Origin of the sequence: Pseudomonas sp. D4-21 (genome assembly GCF_051132125.1) — a bacterium.
GTDB lineage: Bacteria > Pseudomonadota > Gammaproteobacteria > Pseudomonadales > Pseudomonadaceae > Aquipseudomonas.
On sequence record NZ_CP071664.1, the window covers coordinates 3,152,623 to 3,167,936 of the forward strand.

At 60.9% G+C, this 15,314-nt stretch carries 10 protein-coding genes; 5 read left to right on the forward strand and 5 right to left on the reverse strand.

Features of this window, described 5'->3' with window-relative positions; all coding sequences use genetic code 11:
- Positions 1–87 precede the first annotated feature (87 nt).
- The 4 genes from J3Q04_RS14020 to J3Q04_RS14035 all read left to right on the forward strand — a co-directional run bounded on the left by J3Q04_RS14020 (position 88) and on the right by J3Q04_RS14035 (position 4,300).
- Positions 88–735: a TetR family transcriptional regulator gene (locus J3Q04_RS14020; RefSeq protein WP_434611565.1), complete on the forward strand. Its 648-nt coding sequence runs from the start codon at positions 88–90 to the stop codon at positions 733–735.
- 90 nt (positions 736–825) lie between these two features.
- Positions 826–1,617, forward strand: a complete 792-nt coding sequence (locus tag J3Q04_RS14025; RefSeq protein WP_434611168.1) for a transporter substrate-binding domain-containing protein — start codon at positions 826–828, stop codon at positions 1,615–1,617.
- Between the two features lie 89 nt (positions 1,618–1,706).
- A complete protein-coding gene (locus tag J3Q04_RS14030; RefSeq protein ID WP_434563804.1) occupies positions 1,707–3,584 on the forward strand; it encodes a DUF294 nucleotidyltransferase-like domain-containing protein in 1,878 nt (625 codons plus the stop codon).
- Entirely contained in the window at positions 3,581–4,300 is a 720-nt protein-coding gene (locus J3Q04_RS14035; protein WP_434611166.1) for a 3'-5' exonuclease, read from the forward strand. Before J3Q04_RS14030 ends, J3Q04_RS14035 begins: the two co-directional genes overlap by 4 nt.
- 39 nt (positions 4,301–4,339) lie before the next feature.
- On the opposite strand, the gene J3Q04_RS14040 is transcribed toward J3Q04_RS14035, so the two are convergent.
- From J3Q04_RS14040 to J3Q04_RS14055, 4 genes are all read right to left on the reverse strand, one after another.
- Positions 4,340–6,010: a BCCT family transporter gene (locus J3Q04_RS14040; RefSeq protein WP_434611164.1), complete on the reverse strand. Its 1,671-nt coding sequence runs from the start codon at positions 6,008–6,010 to the stop codon at positions 4,340–4,342.
- A gap of 283 nt (positions 6,011–6,293) precedes the next feature.
- A complete protein-coding gene (locus tag J3Q04_RS14045; protein WP_420766518.1) occupies positions 6,294–7,313 on the reverse strand; it encodes a TRAP transporter substrate-binding protein in 1,020 nt (339 codons plus the stop codon).
- 52 nt (positions 7,314–7,365) lie between these two features.
- Positions 7,366–8,646: a TRAP transporter large permease subunit gene (locus J3Q04_RS14050; protein WP_420766519.1), complete on the reverse strand. Its 1,281-nt coding sequence runs from the start codon at positions 8,644–8,646 to the stop codon at positions 7,366–7,368.
- Positions 8,643–9,188 (reverse strand): TRAP transporter small permease, encoded by a 546-nt coding sequence (locus tag J3Q04_RS14055; RefSeq protein WP_434611162.1) that lies wholly within the window; start codon positions 9,186–9,188, stop codon positions 8,643–8,645. Before J3Q04_RS14055 ends, J3Q04_RS14050 begins: the two co-directional genes overlap by 4 nt.
- Positions 9,189–9,693: 505 nt before the next feature.
- On the opposite strand from J3Q04_RS14055, the gene J3Q04_RS14060 reads away from it, so the two are divergent.
- The gene (locus J3Q04_RS14060; RefSeq protein ID WP_434611159.1) at positions 9,694–9,951 is read left to right on the forward strand and encodes a phage infection protein; all 258 of its coding nucleotides are present in this window, start codon (positions 9,694–9,696) and stop codon (positions 9,949–9,951) included.
- Between the two features lie 228 nt (positions 9,952–10,179).
- On the opposite strand, the gene J3Q04_RS14065 is transcribed toward J3Q04_RS14060, so the two are convergent.
- A complete protein-coding gene (locus J3Q04_RS14065) occupies positions 10,180–15,048 on the reverse strand; it encodes an NAD-glutamate dehydrogenase (protein ID WP_434611157.1) in 4,869 nt (1,622 codons plus the stop codon).
- Positions 15,049–15,314 lie beyond the last annotated feature (266 nt).

Genomic DNA, 15,314 nt, shown 5'->3' on the forward strand with positions numbered 1-15,314 from the left:
CTAAAATGCGATCAATTAGTCGCATTCAAGATACGAATAATCCGTCGTATTTCCTATTCGCATTCCTTTTCCAAGGCCGATGCCGCCATGTCCGATCGCCCAAGCCCGCAGATTTCCTCACGCAAGCAGCCAAAACAGGCACGGTCCACCGAGCTTGTGGCGGCAGTCCTGGAAGCGGCTGTTCAGGTTTTGGCGAGTCAGGGCGCCCAACGCTTCACCGTTGCCCGCGTTGCCGAGCGAGCGGGTGTGAGCGTCGGATCGGTGTATCAGTACTTTCCGAACAAGGCAGCGATCCTGTTTCGGCTGCAAAGTGATGAATGGCGGCAGACCAGCGATATGTTGCGAGACATTCTGGAAGATCCCTCCACACCGCCCCTCTCGCGGTTACGAACCCTTGTGCAGGCGTTCATCCAGTCCGAGTGCGACGAAGCGCAGATTCGCGTCGCGCTCAACGACGCTGCGCCACTTTATCGGGATGCGCCTGAGCACCAGGCGGCACGTACTTCAGTGCAGGCATCGGTGGATGCGTTCATGCAGCAAGTGCTGCCGGACGCGAGTATGCAAACCCGCGCCCTGGCCGGTGAGCTGATCATCGCTACCCTCAGCTCCGTGGGGAAACGGTTTTCGGCAATGCCTCGCGTTCAGCAAGAAGTCCAGAGCTATGCCGATGCCATGGCAGATATGTTCTGCGCCTACCTGAAAAACCTCCAGGCGTGCGAGAGCACGGCAGGCTGAGCATTCGCGTCGACGTTCCAGTGACAGCCCGCCGGCAGTTTTACTACACTCCCCCGTCTTGTCCCCTTCCCTTGCGAGGCGTCCCATCCCATGAAAATCATAACAAGCACGATGACGCTCTTTGGCCTGTTGGCATTCTGCGGCAGCGCCCTGGCCGAACCAACGGCTTCGCATCTGGACAAAGTGATCCAGCAAGGTGAACTGCGCGTGTGCACCACCGGCGACTACAAGCCCTACACCTACAAGGCCGAATCGGGGGAATACGAAGGCATCGACATCGACATGGCCCGCTCGCTGGCCGCCAGCCTGGGCGTCAAGGCGCAATGGGTCCAGACCACTTGGAAAACGTTGATGCCCGACATGCTGGCGGGCAAGTGCGACATCGGGATGGGCGGGATTTCGGTGACCCTGGAACGACAGAAGAAAGCCTATTTCAGCAACACCCTGGACGTGGATGGCAAGATCCCGCTGGTGCGTTGCGAAGACCAGTCGCGCTACCAGACCATCGAGCAGATGAACCAGCCTTCGGTGCGCCTCGTCGAGCCGGCCGGTGGCACCAACGAAGCCTTCGTGCGGGCATTCCTGCCCAAGGGCCAGCTCGCCTTCCATGACAACGTGACGATCTTCCAGGAGCTGTTGGACAAACGCGCCGACGTCATGATCACCGATGCCTCGGAAGCGCTCTACCAGCAGAAACTCAAGCCGGGCCTGTGCGCCGTCAACCCGACCCGCTACCTGCAATATGGCGAGAAAGCCTATCTGCTGCCCCGTGACGACAACACCTGGAAGATGTACGTCGACCAGTGGTTGCATCTGAGCAAGGCCAACGGCAGCTATCAGAAAGTCATCGGGCAGTGGCTGGCCGTGCCTCAAGCTCAATAACGAACCGGTGGCCGTACACGCTCCCGGGTTTGTGTGCGGCGCCATGGTCTGGCATGTTGGGCCTTCAAACAGAACTGTCACGAGGCCCCATGCAGATCGAATTACTGGAAATCAGTGAGCACCTTCATCGTTTTCCGCCATTCGATGCCCTTCCCCAGGAGACCCTGGAGGAAATTGCCCGGCGCGTCGAAGTCGCGTATTTCAAGGCCTCAAGCCCGATCCTCGAAGCAGGTGCGGCCATTCATGACCTGCACTACGTACGCAGCGGCGCAGTCGAGATCTATCGGCGAAGCGGCGAACTGTACAACCGACTGGTCGAGGGCGATATCTTTGGCCAGGCGGGCTTGCTGCGCAGCAACCGGGTGCGTTTCCCGGCCAAGGCCCTGGAAGACAGCCTGATCTATTTCATTCCGGCGGATGTATTCGCCCAGTTATGCGAGCGGCACGACAGTTTCGCCGACTTTGTCGAGGCCGAGGGGCATTCCAGGCTCAAGTCAGCCGTCGAGGCCCAAGGCCGTGCGAGCGAGCTGATCCAGCTCAAGTCCCGTGCATTGATTTCCCGGGATCTGGTCTGGGTTACGCCGCAAACCAGCGTCCGGGAAGCCGCACAGTTGATGACCGAACGAAGCGTTTCCTGTGTCGTGGTCCTTGAGCCAGCCGGGAAACACCCCGAGCAGATGCTCGGCATCGTGACCGACCGGGACTTGCGCACCCGCGTTGTGGCCGCCAACCGCAGCGGCGAAACCACCATCGGCGAAGTGATGTCGATCGACCCGGTGGCCATCCAGGCCGATGACTCGTTGTTCGAGGCGATGCTGTGCATGCTCAGGAGCAACATCCATCACCTTCCGGTGATGCACAAGGGCCGCACGCTGGGCTTGATCAATCTGTCGGACATCATCCGACACGAGTCTCAGAGCAGCCTGTACCTGGTAAACAGTATTTCCAACCAGACCAGTGTCGAGGGTCTTCGCTCATTGCTGCGCGACCTACGCGGGACCTACATTCGCATGGTCCGCGACGGCGCGACCGCCCACATGATCGGCAGCGCCATCTCGGGCATTGGTCGTGCCTTCACCCAGCGCCTGCTTGAACTGGCCGAACGCGAACTGGGACCACCACCGGTTCCGTATTGCTTCATGGTGCTGGGCTCGATGGCCCGTGACGAACAATTGCTTGTCACCGACCAGGACAACGCCCTGGTGCTGGACGATCGTTTCGACCCAGCGCTGCATGACGATTACTTTCGCAAGCTGGCTGCGTTCGTCAGCGACGGGCTCGCCCAATGCGGCTACAGCTACTGCAAGGGCGGGATCATGGCGACCAACGTCCAGTGGCGCCAGCCATTGCGAGTGTGGCGTGGCTATTTCAGCCAGTGGATCGAGAAACCGAACGCCGCCACCCTGCTCAACAGCTGCATCTTTTTTGACTTGGACGGGGTCTATGGCGCGCTGGACATGGTCGAATCGCTCAAGACGCTTTGCGCGCAGAAGTCCAGGGATACTCCGGCTTTCCTGGCGGCGATGGCGCGCAACGCATTGAATCGCACGCCGCCCCTGGGTTTCTTTCGTACATTTGTCATGGAAACGGATGGGGAACAAAAACAGATCATCAACCTCAAGGGCCGTGGCACGGCACCCCTCACCGACCTGATCCGCATCCACGCGCTGGCGTGTGGCACCACGGCGCAAAATTCATTCGATCGGCTCGATGCCATCGGCCAAACGCAATGGGTACCACCCGAGGCCATCGAGCATCTGCGCTACGCATTGGAGTTCCTGTCGATGGTGCGCATACGGCACCAGGTCGATGCCATCGAACAGGGTCGCAAACCGGATAATTACATCGAGCCCGAGCGCTTCTCAACCGCTGAGCGGCACAACCTCAAGGAAGCCTTCCAGGTGTTGAGCAATGCCCAGAAATTCCTGCGTTTCCGCTATCCCGGTCACGCCCGGCCATCCCGATGAACGCCCCACGAGTAGCGACCGAACGGACGATGCCGGACTGGGCGGCGCGCTTCGAACAACTGGCGCGACAAGCACGCCATCCCCTGCTGCAGCGTTTCTACCAGACAGGGGTGATCGACGGCCAGACCGCGCTGGAACAAGTGGAATTGCTGGCCATGGATTTGGAAACCACTGGTTTGAACGCCCGCAGCGACAGCATCGTCAGCATCGGCCTGATGCCTTTTACCCTCAAGCGAATACGTTGCGGCGAAGCCCTGTACTGGGTCATCAAACCTTCCACGCTGACCCATGAGTCGGTGACATTCCATCGCATTACCCATGCCGACATCCGTCATGCCCCTCGATTCCCCGACATCATGGACAACCTGCTGGAAGCATTGGCGGGGCGAATCATGGTGGTGCATTACCGGGCCATCGAGCGCGACTTTCTGGACGAGGCGTTTCGGCGTCACCTTGGAGAGGGCCTGCAGTTTCCGGTCATTGACACGATGCAGCTGGAGGCATGGCGGGTCAGGGGTCGGCGCCGTTGGCTGGACCGGCTGTTGCGGCGGCCACCGGCCTCCATCCGGCTGGCCGATACGCGTCTGCGTTATCGACTGCCCACCTATCACGCCCACCATGCATTGACCGATGCACTGGCCACGGCCGAGCTGTTGCAAGCGCAGGTAGCCACCCATTACAGCCCGTCCGTGGCGGTCGGGCAGCTCTGGGATTGAACGCTGGGGCGCGCCTCGCCCCAGCCAATCTTCAGGCGATCAGGATCGCGGTTCTGACATCAATCCCTTCACCAGGGAAATACAGCCCAGCAGCAGAACGATGGCAAAGGGAAGCCCGGTCGAAACCGCCATGGCCTGCAAGGCGACCAGCCCCCCACCCAACAGCAGCGCAATCGCGATCACGCCCTCGATGACCGCCCAGAAAACCCGTTGGGGCACAGGCGCATCGACCTTGCCGCCGGCCGTGATGGTGTCGATTACCAGCGAGCCGGAGTCCGACGAAGTGATGAAGAACACGATTACCAGCACGATGCCCAGCAACGAGGAAATTTCCTTGAGGGGCAGCGCCTCCAGCATCGCGAACAGCTTGAGTTCCAACACTGCATCCTTTACCCCACTCAATCCCTGCAAGGTGGCCTGGTCGATAGCCGTCCCGCCAAAAGTGGTCATCCATAGCACCGACACCAGCGAAGGCACCAGCAAGACAGAAATCAGAAATTCCCGGACGGTCCGGCCCCGGCTGACCCGCGCAATGAACATGCCTACAAAGGGCGACCAGCTGATCCACCAGGCCCAGTAGAACGCTGTCCAGCCCTGGGTGAACTCGGCGTCCGTACGGCCGAAAGGATTGGACAATGCGGGCAGGTATTCAGCGTAGGTCACCACGTTCTTGAAGAAGCCGGTAAGAATGGCCAAGGTGGGACCGACGACGATGATGAAGAGCAGCAACAGGAGCGCCAGGCCCATATTGATTTCCGAGAGCAGCTTGACGCCCTTCTCCAGCCCGGCCAGAACCGACCACAGGGCAATCAGCGTGATACCGATGATCAGTACCACTTTGCTGACGTTGGACGATGGAATGCCGAACAGATGTTCGATCCCCGCCGCGGCCTGCTCGGCACCGATGCCCAGCGAGGTCGCCAGCCCGAACAGCGTGGCGAACACCGCCAGGATATCGATGATATGCCCTGGCCAGCCCCAGACGCGCTCCCCCAGCAACGGATAGAAAATCGAGCGAATCGACAGCGGCAAGCCTTTGTTGAACGAGAACAGCGCCAAGGACAACGCCACGATGGCGTAGATGGCCCAGGGATGCAGACCCCAGTGAAAAATCGTCGCAGCCATCGCCAGGTCCGCAGCGCCTTTCATATCGCCCGCTGCGCCATCGAGGGGGGCCCAGTCCGTGCGTACCCCGCTGGGATCGAGCGTCACGCCCCCCATCGCGGCGGCATAATGCGACATGGGCTCCGCTACGCCGTAGAACATGAGCCCGATGCCCATCCCGGCGGCGAACAACATGGAGAACCAACCCACATAGGTATGATCGGGCGTGGCATCGCGACCGCCCAATCGCACCTTGCCCAGTGGCGAAACGATCAACGCCAGGCACAACAGAACGAAAATATTGCCTGCGCTCATGAAGAACCAGGCCAGGTGCCGGGTCAGCCATCCGCGCATGGCGCTGAAAAGCGGCTCGACTTCATTTTGCAGCGCCAGCGTCACGATGACGAACAACAAAACGGTGGCGGCAGAGATGAGGAAAACCTTGCCATGGATGTCCAGGGAGAAAGAAAACTCACCGCGGAAATTGTCCTGTCCGATGACGTAGTCTGTTTCGATGAGATTTGCCTCGCCGCTAGGGGCAGGTATCCCCTCCGTACCGGGCGTCTGGGATTTTCCTGATAGATCGTCTACAGGATCTTTACCCACGTGAACCTCCTTTGATTATGCAACACGCACGCGCGCGTGATGGTCTGAAAAGCCCCGCTGTTCCAAGTGAAAACGAGAGTAAGTGCCATAGCCTAACAAGTCTGGAGGCATGCCTGTGACATCGACCGGCCATGACTGTTCCACAAACGACATCAGGTTGGGCCTACGAGACGCCGCCACCGTACTGGTTGCGCATCGAAGTCATCCGCCCCAGGCAAAACGAAGGGCGCCGGGACAGTGTCCGGGCGCCCTTCGTATGGACCGTCCGTGGGGGTGCTTCAACTCACTGCGCGGCACGCACCTTGTTGATTTCGTCGTACATCATTTTCACCAGATCCCCGTCCAACGACTTGGCGAACTTGTCGACGACTGGCTTCACGCGCTCGCGAAAGCGGTCTTTCTCGGCCGGGGTGATTTCATTGACGGTCATCGCACCGGCCAGCGTCGCCTTGGCCTTTTCCATGCTCGTCTCGGTGACTTCACGCTGGAAGGTCTGCGCCTCGGCTGCGGCTGCGCGAATCATTGCCTTTTCGTCGTCGTTGAGGCGGTTCCAGGTTTTCTGGCTGATGATCAACGACTGCGGGTTGAAGATGTGGCCGGTGACGGAAAGATATTTCTGCACCTCGTAGAACTTGTTGCCCTCGATCACCGTGAACGGGTTTTCCTGGCCGTCGATGGTGTGCTGCTCAAGGCCCGTGTACACCTCGGGGAACGCCATCGGCACCGGGTTGGCGCCCAGGGCTGAGAAGGTTTCCAGGTAGATCGGTGACTGGATGACGCGCAGCTTCAAGCCCTGCAGGTCTTCGAGCTTGGTCACCGGGTGCTTGCTGTTGGTCAGGTTACGGAACCCCAGGTCCCAATAACCCAGCCCTACCAGCCCCTTGCTGTCCAGCTGTGCCGCCAGTTTCTGCCCGACCGGCCCATCGATGACGGCATGGGCCTCCTTGACGTCGTTGAACAGGAAGGGGAAATCGAGCATGGCGTAATCCGGTGCCTGGGCGGCCAGGATGCCGGAGTTGAGCACGGTGATGTCCAAGGTGCCGCCCTGCAATGCCGACACCGTTTGCACGTCGCCGCCCAGGGTTCCGCCAGGGAACAGGCGGACCTTTATCTTGCCGCCGCTCTTTTCACTGAGCAGGTCGGCGAACTTCTGCGCGCCCTGGCCCTGGGGATGTTCCTTGACGTTCTGGAACGCGAATCGCAAGGTCCGCTCACGGATCTCGTCCGCGTGGCTGGCCACGCCGGTCAGCAGCAAGCCCGTCGCGCACGCCCCGGCCAGCAAGGTTTTCATCAGTTTTCCCATGTCACTCTCCGATCGTTATTGTTTTTAAAGGTCGAGCCAGCGAGCACCGGTGTCAGCCGGTGAAGAATTTCAACGGTCCCAGTACCAGTTGCGGAAACAGCACCAACAGCAACAGCACCACAAATTGCGCAATCATGAACGGCCAGACACCCCGGACTATTTCCTCGAACTCCAGCTTCGCCACGCTGCAGACCACGTTCAGCACCGTGCCCACGGGCGGCGTGATCAAGCCAATCGCAGTGTTGATCAGAAACAGCACGCCGAAATACACCGGGTCGATCCCCGCCTGGATCACCGCTGGCATCAATACCGGCGTCAGGATGAGGATGGTCGGGGTCATGTCCATCACCGTACCGACCAGGATGATCAACGCCATCATCACCAGCAGCAGGAGCGTCTGGTTGTCCATGAACGGCGCGAGCAGTTCCGCCAGCTGGCCCGGCAGGTCGGCGATGGTCACCAGCCACGATGAAACCATGGCCGCCGCCACCAGCAGCATCACCACCGAGGTGGTCCTGGCCGAAGACAGGATCACTTCGTACAGCTGGCTGATCTTCATCTCCCGGTAGATCACCAGGGACACGAACAGCGAATAGACTGCCGCGACCACTGCTGCCTCCGTTGGCGTGAAGATGCCGAACTTGAGGCCCAGGATGATGATCAACGGCAAGCCCATCGCCCAACTGCCATCGAGCAACGTGCGTAGTACCTCGGCTCGGGAACGCTTGGGCGCCGTCTCGACGTTCTCGCGCCGGGAGATCAACCACCAGGCGATGGCCAGCCCGACGCCGAGCATCAGCCCCGGCACGATACCGGCCAGGAACAGCTTGGAAATCGACACGCCGGACGCCACGCCAAAAACGATGAAGCCGATGCTGGGCGGAATCACTGGCGCAATGGTGCTGCCGGCGGCGATCAGCCCGGCCGAACGTCCCCGGTTGTGCCCCGCCAACACCATCATCGGCACCAGCAACGCCGCCAACGCCGCCGCATCGGCCACCGCCGAACCGGAAAGCGAGGCCAGCAGGCAGGAGGCAATGATCGCGACGTAACCCAGGCCGCCGCGCTTATGCCCAACCAGCGCCATGGCAATGTTGACGATGCGCTTGGATAACCCGCCGACATTCATGACTTCGCCGGCCAGCATGAAGAACGGCACGGCCATCAGCGGAAAGCTGTCGGCGCCATTGAGCAAATTCTGCGCAATGATCTGCGCGTCGAACAAGTCCAGGTAAAACATCAACGCGACGCTGACCACCAGCAAGGCAAAGGCAATCGGGATACCCAACGCCATGCTGCCCAGCAGCGACCCGAGGAAAATAGCCAACGTCATGGGCGGGTACTCTTGAGGGTGTCAGGGTTGAGGCCGGCGGCTTCGCTTTCCTCGACTGACAAAGGATCGTCATCCCGCAGTTTGCCGAACAGTGTCAGGTACAGTTCGTACAGCAGGATCGCCGTGGCGCTGACCCCGAACACCAGCCCGGCGGCGTAGAACAGCGCCATCGAAAGGCCCGAAGCCGGCGCGACCACGTTGAGGTTGATCACCGCCTGCTGCCAACTGCCGCTGACGATCAGTCCGCAAATGTAGAGCATCAGCAGATGCCCGATGACCAGGCAGGCACGCTTGCCTGCTGGCGGCAAGCGCTTGACCAGGCTGTTCATGCCCAGGTGCGCGCGGTCCTTGAGCGCCACGAGGGCACCTAGAAAAATCATCCAGACGAAGAACCAGCGCGACAGTTCCTCCGACACACTGATGCCGGAGTTGAAGGCATAGCGCAGCACTACATTGCCGAACACCAGCACGATCATCGCGACCATGCACAGCACGATCAGCAACTTGAGCAGCTTGAAATACAGATCGACGACTTTTGTCATCTTGAACACCTCCAGGTTGATCCAGACACCGGCCGTGTAGCCGGCGACAGGGCGAGCGCTATCGGATCGACGCTGGAATATTCCGGAAAGCATCGCAAAGGGAGGTATGCAATGAGGACAAGTTCGGTTGACGGGCACGCATGAGGGGATCCTCTGTTTTTATTATGGCCTCGCCTGGACATGGCAAGGCTGGGTGACCGCTAAAATGTACTACCCAGTTAATCCGGTCAATAACCTTGCTTGACCGGATGACCGATCCAGGCGGAACTACCGTGCGATTATCGGTCACCGTTGCGAGGCGCCCCGCAGCCTCCCGGTTGGGCGAGGGATTTTTCGAAGGCGTTTTGTATCGGTCTGTATAGGAGCAGCCGATTGATACGAATCCGCCGATTTCGGTCCTTTGCGGCACACATCCTCGATACACCCGGGCGCTTAACTGCACACACCGGACAGCAGCACACACCCGCTGCACTGGCCCACTCAATCAAGCGCAAGGAGAACTACCATGATCAACTTCTCGAAACTCTCGTCCCTGGCAATCGCCCTGACCCTGGTTGGCGGCGTCGGCCTATCGAACATCGCCGCGGCCGAAAGCGCACCGTCGTCTTACGAACAGGCTGCACATCAGTTGGCCGAAGGTGGATCGGATCGCCTGATCGAGAATCGCGTAGCCGAAGGCGGCTCCGATCGCCTGATCGAGAATCGCGTAGCCGAAGGCGGGGCTGATCGGTTGCAGGAGCTGCGTGAACGCAGCCCTGTCTGAGAGCGCTTTTCTGTGGCGAGGGGATTTATCCCCGCTGGGCTGCGCAGCAGCCCTAAAGCCTTCGCCTCTGTCTTACAGGCCCACCGAGCTGCCTGATTTGGGTCTGCTGCGCAGCCCAGCGGGGATAAATCCCCTCGCCACAAGAGCTTTCTGGCCTTCATGGGCTGGAACATCACCCATAAAAAAGCCCCGCATCTCTCGATGCGGGGCTTTTTATTCAACGGTGAATCAGTTGGCCGTCACGACCGCCTGACCACTCAGCGCCAGGTCCAGCAGCTCGCGGTTGGCCACCGCATACATGGCGTAGTCGGTGCCGCTGGCGGCACGGATGTCCACCAGCATGGCGCGCCAGCGCTCGACCATTTCACGATGCTGCTCGAGCCACAGCGCCAGGCGGGTTTCCACGTCCTGGCTACCGTCACCTTCCTGCAGGACCGAGATGGTAATCGCCCGTTGCTGCCAGTCGATGTCATCGCGGAACGCTTCACGGGCCAGGGCCTGCCAGTTGTTTTCAACCGGCAAGGCACTGATTTGCTGCAGGTACCAGGTTATGTCAAGCGCGCTGCCCACGGCGAAGTAAGCCTTGGCCACGTCGGCGGCGTTCTGGCCGGTGACGTCGGACGCCTCGATGATCGGCAACAAGGTGTACAGGTGGGTAGTACCGGCAACCATGCGCGCCAGCAGTTCCGGCACGCCGGCCGCCACGTAGGCCTGGTAGCGAGTCTGCCAACCTTCGCGGGTCGGGCCTTCCAACAGTTCGTCGAGCTTGAGGCCCAACGCCGCCAGGTGCGGACCGAAGTGAGCGACGTCACGGGCAGCGTTCTGCTCGTTGCGGCGGCTGCGCAGGAACCAACGCGTGGCGCGACGACCCAGGCGCATCAGCTCATCCATCAGCTCCAGCTGCACGTCGGCGGAAACCTGGTGGTCCAGGGCTTCGATCTGGCGGAACCAGTGTGGGAGATGGAAGATATCCCGCACGATTACATAAGCACCCGCCACGTTCGCCGGGCTCATGCCCGTCGACTCTTTCAACCGCTGGACGAAGGTGATGCCCATGTGGTTGACCAGGTCGTTGGCGATCTGGGTGCTGACAATCTCGCGCTTCAGGCGATGGCGACGCATGGCCTCGGAGAACTTGCTCACCAGCGTTGGCGGGAAAGCCGTCTCCATGTCACGGGTCAGGTAATCATCGTCCGGCACCAAGGAGTTGAGCAGCGCTTCCTTGAGGTCGATCTTGCTGTAGGAGATCAGCACCGACAGTTCGGCACGGGTCAGGCCGTGGCCCGCCGCGACACGTTCGGCCAGTTGTTCTTCGGTCGGCAGGAACTCGATGGCGCGGTCCAGCTTGCCGCGGGCTTCCAGGTCGTTCATCAGGCGCTTGTACTCGGCGATCCGCACGAAGGCGCGGCGTGCCGCCAGGGACAAGGCCTGGGTCTGCTTGTAGTTGTTGCCCAACACCAGGCCACCGACTTCGTCGGTCATGCTCGCCAGCAACTGGTTGCGCTGCTTGTCGGTCATGTCGCCGGCCTGCACCACTTCGTTGAGCAGGATCTTGATGTTCACTTCGTGGTCGGAGCAGTCCACGCCACCGGCGTTGTCGATGAAGTCGGTGTTGGTGGCGCCGCCATTGAGGCCGAACTCGACGCGACCCAGTTGGGTCATGCCCAGGTTACCGCCCTCGCCCACCACCTTGCAGCGCAATTCATTGCCGTTCACGCGCAGTGCATCGTTGGCCTTGTCGCCGACATCGGCGTGGCTTTCGGTGCTGGCCTTGACGTAAGTGCCGATACCGCCGTTCCACAACAGGTCCACCGGCGCCTTGAGCAAGGCGTTCAGCAGTTCTGTCGGGGTCAGTTTGTCGGCCTTGATGTCGAAGCGCTCTTTCATCTGCGGCGAGATCGCGATGCTCTTCGCGCTGCGCGAGAAGATGCCGCCGCCCTCGGACATGATGCTGGTGTCGTAGTCGGTCCAGGCCGAACGCGGCAGCTCGAACAGACGCTTGCGTTCGGCAAAGCTGCTGGCAGGCTCTGGGTTCGGGTCGATGAAGATGTGCAGGTGGTTGAAAGCCGCGACCAGTTGCAGCTTGTCGGACATCAACAAGCCGTTGCCGAACACGTCGCCGGCCATGTCGCCGACGCCCACCACGGTGATGCTGTCTTGCTGGACGTTGATGCCGCGCTCGCGGAAGTGGCGCTGCACGCCGACCCACGCGCCCTTGGCGGTGATGCCCATTTTCTTGTGGTCGTAGCCGGCCGAACCGCCGGAGGCGAACGCATCGCCCAACCAGAAGCCGTAGTCGATGGCGATGCCGTTGGCGATGTCGGAGAAGGTTGCGGTGCCCTTGTCCGCCGCGACCACCAGGTACGGGTCATCGTCGTCATGCCGCACAACGTTGGCCGGCGGTACCAGCGCGCCGTCCTTCAGGTTGTCGGTGATGTCCAACAGGCCCGAAATGAAGATGCGGTAGCAGGCGATGCCCTCGGCCGCGATCTCGTCCCGGCTGCCGCCCAATGGCAGGCGACGCGGCAGGAAACCGCCCTTGGCGCCCACCGGCACGATCACCGAGTTCTTCACTTGCTGGGCTTTTACCAGGCCCAGCACTTCGGTGCGGTAGTCTTCTTCACGATCCGACCAGCGCAGACCGCCACGGGCAACGTTGCCGAAGCGCAGGTGCACGCCTTCGACCCGTGGCGAGTAGACGAAGATTTCGAACTTCGGCACCGGCTTCGGCAGTTCCGGAATCAGGTGCGGGTTGAACTTGAAGCTGAAGTACGACTTGTTCTGGCCGTTGGCGTCGGTCTGGTAGAAGTTGGTCCGCAAGGTGGCCTTGATCAGGTCCAGATAGCGACGCAGGATGCGGTCTTCGTTGAGTACCTGCACCTCGTCCAGGGCCGAGAGGATCGCTTGCTCCAGACGCAGTTGCTTGTCTTCCAGGTCGTCGCCGCTGAGCTTGCGCGCCAGGTAGAAACGGGTCTTGAACAACCGGGTCAATTCGCGAGCGATGTCGGTGTGGTTGTTCAGGGTACTGGCGATGTAGCCGAGGTCGAAGCCCAGGCGGATCTGTTTCAGGTAGCGGGCGTAGGCACGCAGCAACGCCACGTCGCGCCATGGCAGGCCGGCGGTCAACACCAGGCGGTTGAACGCATCGTTCTCGGCATCACCACGCACGATGTGGACGAACGCGTCCTGCAAGGTGTCGTTGAGTTGCTGGATGTCGAGGTCCAGGCCTTCGGCGGCGGTGAAGGCGAAATCATGGATCCAGAACTCGCGGCCATTGGTGTGGCGCAGGCGGTACGGGAACTCGCCCAGCACGCGCAGGCCGAGGTTTTCCAGGATCGGCAGCACGTCGGACAACGCCAACGGCGTGTCGGCGTGATACAGCTTGCAATGCAGCTCACGCTGGCCGGAGACCTGGCCCAACGGTTGGTAGAAGCTCATCACCAGCGGGTTGGTTTCACTCAGGCTCAGCAGGTGTTGCATGTCCACCACGGCCGAGTGCGCGGCGAAACGCTCGCGGTAGCCGGCGGGGAAGCCTTTCGGGAAATCCGCCAGCACATTGGTGCCCTGGGCTTCGCCGAAGCTCTCGATGACCAGGCTGGCGTAGTCGTCCTTCCAGCTGCGGCAAGCCTGTACGACTTCCTTTTCCAGCAGCAGCGGGTCGATGTCGATGCGGTTCTTCGGATCGACGCGCAGGATCAACTGCACGCGGGCCAGTACGGACTCGGAGAAGAACGTCCAGAACTCGCAATCCGACGCCTTCAGGCGATCCATCAGCACTTGCTGGATCTTCTGGCGAACTTCGGTGGAGTAGATGTCACGCGGCACGTAGGCCAGGCAGTAGCAGAAACGGCCGTACGGGTCCTTGCGCAGGAACACGCGAATCTTGTTGCGTTCCTGGATCTGCACAATCGACATGACGGTGCTGAACAGCTCGTCCACCGGGGTCTGGAACAGGTCGTCGCGGGGCAGCACTTCAACCACCTGGGCCAGTTCCTTGCCCAGGTGCGCCTTGGCCTGGAAGCCCGAGCGACGTTCGATTTCTTCGACCTTGCGGCGGATGTACGGAATGACCCGCACGCTCTCGCCATACACCGAGGAGGTGTAAAGGCCCATGAAGCGGCATTCCTTGACGACCTTGCCGTTGGCGTCGATCTCGCGGATCGATACGTAGTCCGGGTAGGCCGGACGGTGTACGCGGCTCGGGTGCGCGGCCTTGGCGAACGACAGCAGGGTCGGTTCGCGCAGGTAGTTGACGGCGTAGTCTTCGATGCGCAGGTCTTCGGCGGTCAGGCCGGCGCGCAGCAATTTGGTCAGGCCGAGGAAGGACTCGGGGTCGTACTCGATGTGACCGCCATCGGCTTCGTCGCGAACCACGAACTCTTCATAGCCCAGGAACGTGAAGTGGTTACCCACCAACCATTCCAGGAAGCTCTTGATCTCGGCCTTTTCGTCGGCGTCGGTGGCGTAGGCGCTGTTGTCCAGGCTCGCGAGGATTTCCTGCACCTTGGCTTTCATCGGCTCGAAATCAGCCACGGCGACGCGCACTTCGCCCAGCACCTGCTCAAGCTCCTTGCTCAGGACGTTGAGTTCGGCGGCGTTGGCGCAGCGGTCGATTTCCAGGTACATCAGCGACTCTTGCAGCACGTCGTCGCCCTGGGTGCCCTTCGGCAGGATCTCCAGCAACTCGCCCTTGCTGCCGCGACGCACGCTCAGGACGGTGGTTTGCAGGGTATGGATGCTGTAGCCGCGACGGTTCAGCTCGGTGCGGACCGAATCCACCAGGAACGGCAGGTCATGGTGCAGCACTTCGACGGCGGTGTGGGTCGATTGCCAGCCGTGGCGTTCGTAATCGGGGTTATAGACGCGCACCTGCGGTTGCGCGTGGTCGAAGCGCTCAAGCAGGCGCCAAGCGGACAGGGTGCAGCCGGCGAGGTCGGACAACCGGCGCTGGGTGAGTTCATCGAGGGAAATGATGCCGAAAAATTGTTCAGCGAACAGCGCCACTTGTGGCAGTGCCTGTTCACTGATGTGCTGCGCCAGTGCCGCTTGCAGTTGATGCTGGAAGTCGGCTTTGCTGGCTGCGGTGAAGAACGCCATCTGTGGTACTCCGCTTGGGCTTGTTATTGATGAAAGCGTCGCGTGCAGCCCCTTTCGGGGCCGTCGGCCATCCCGTTCCTGATTCTCGGGCAGAGGAAACAGGATGACAGGTGGGTGAAGCTGGACGCGACCCGCAGGTCACATCCTTTTCTCACCTAATTGCAACGTAATGACCACCTGCAAAAAACACTCCGCGATGCTCTTTGCAGGTACACATCCGTTGCGCAGCTTAACGAGTGCGACAACGTGCCTGCTTGCAGCGCTGC

What these genes read in the sequence shown, in the direction of transcription:
- J3Q04_RS14020 (WP_434611565.1), top strand. Translation starts at nt 88, where the DNA reads ATGTCCGATCGCCCAAGCCCGCAGATTTCCTCACGCAAGCAGCCAAAA.
- J3Q04_RS14025 (WP_434611168.1), top strand. Translation starts at nt 826, where the DNA reads ATGAAAATCATAACAAGCACGATGACGCTCTTTGGCCTGTTGGCATTC.
- J3Q04_RS14030 (WP_434563804.1), top strand. Translation starts at nt 1,707, where the DNA reads ATGCAGATCGAATTACTGGAAATCAGTGAGCACCTTCATCGTTTTCCG.
- J3Q04_RS14035 (WP_434611166.1), top strand. Translation starts at nt 3,581, where the DNA reads ATGAACGCCCCACGAGTAGCGACCGAACGGACGATGCCGGACTGGGCG.
- J3Q04_RS14045 (WP_420766518.1), bottom strand. Translation starts at nt 7,313, where the DNA reads ATGGGAAAACTGATGAAAACCTTGCTGGCCGGGGCGTGCGCGACGGGC.
- J3Q04_RS14050 (WP_420766519.1), bottom strand. Translation starts at nt 8,646, where the DNA reads ATGACGTTGGCTATTTTCCTCGGGTCGCTGCTGGGCAGCATGGCGTTG.
- J3Q04_RS14055 (WP_434611162.1), bottom strand. Translation starts at nt 9,188, where the DNA reads ATGACAAAAGTCGTCGATCTGTATTTCAAGCTGCTCAAGTTGCTGATC.
- J3Q04_RS14060 (WP_434611159.1), top strand. Translation starts at nt 9,694, where the DNA reads ATGATCAACTTCTCGAAACTCTCGTCCCTGGCAATCGCCCTGACCCTG.
- J3Q04_RS14065 (WP_434611157.1), bottom strand. Translation starts at nt 15,048, where the DNA reads ATGGCGTTCTTCACCGCAGCCAGCAAAGCCGACTTCCAGCATCAACTG.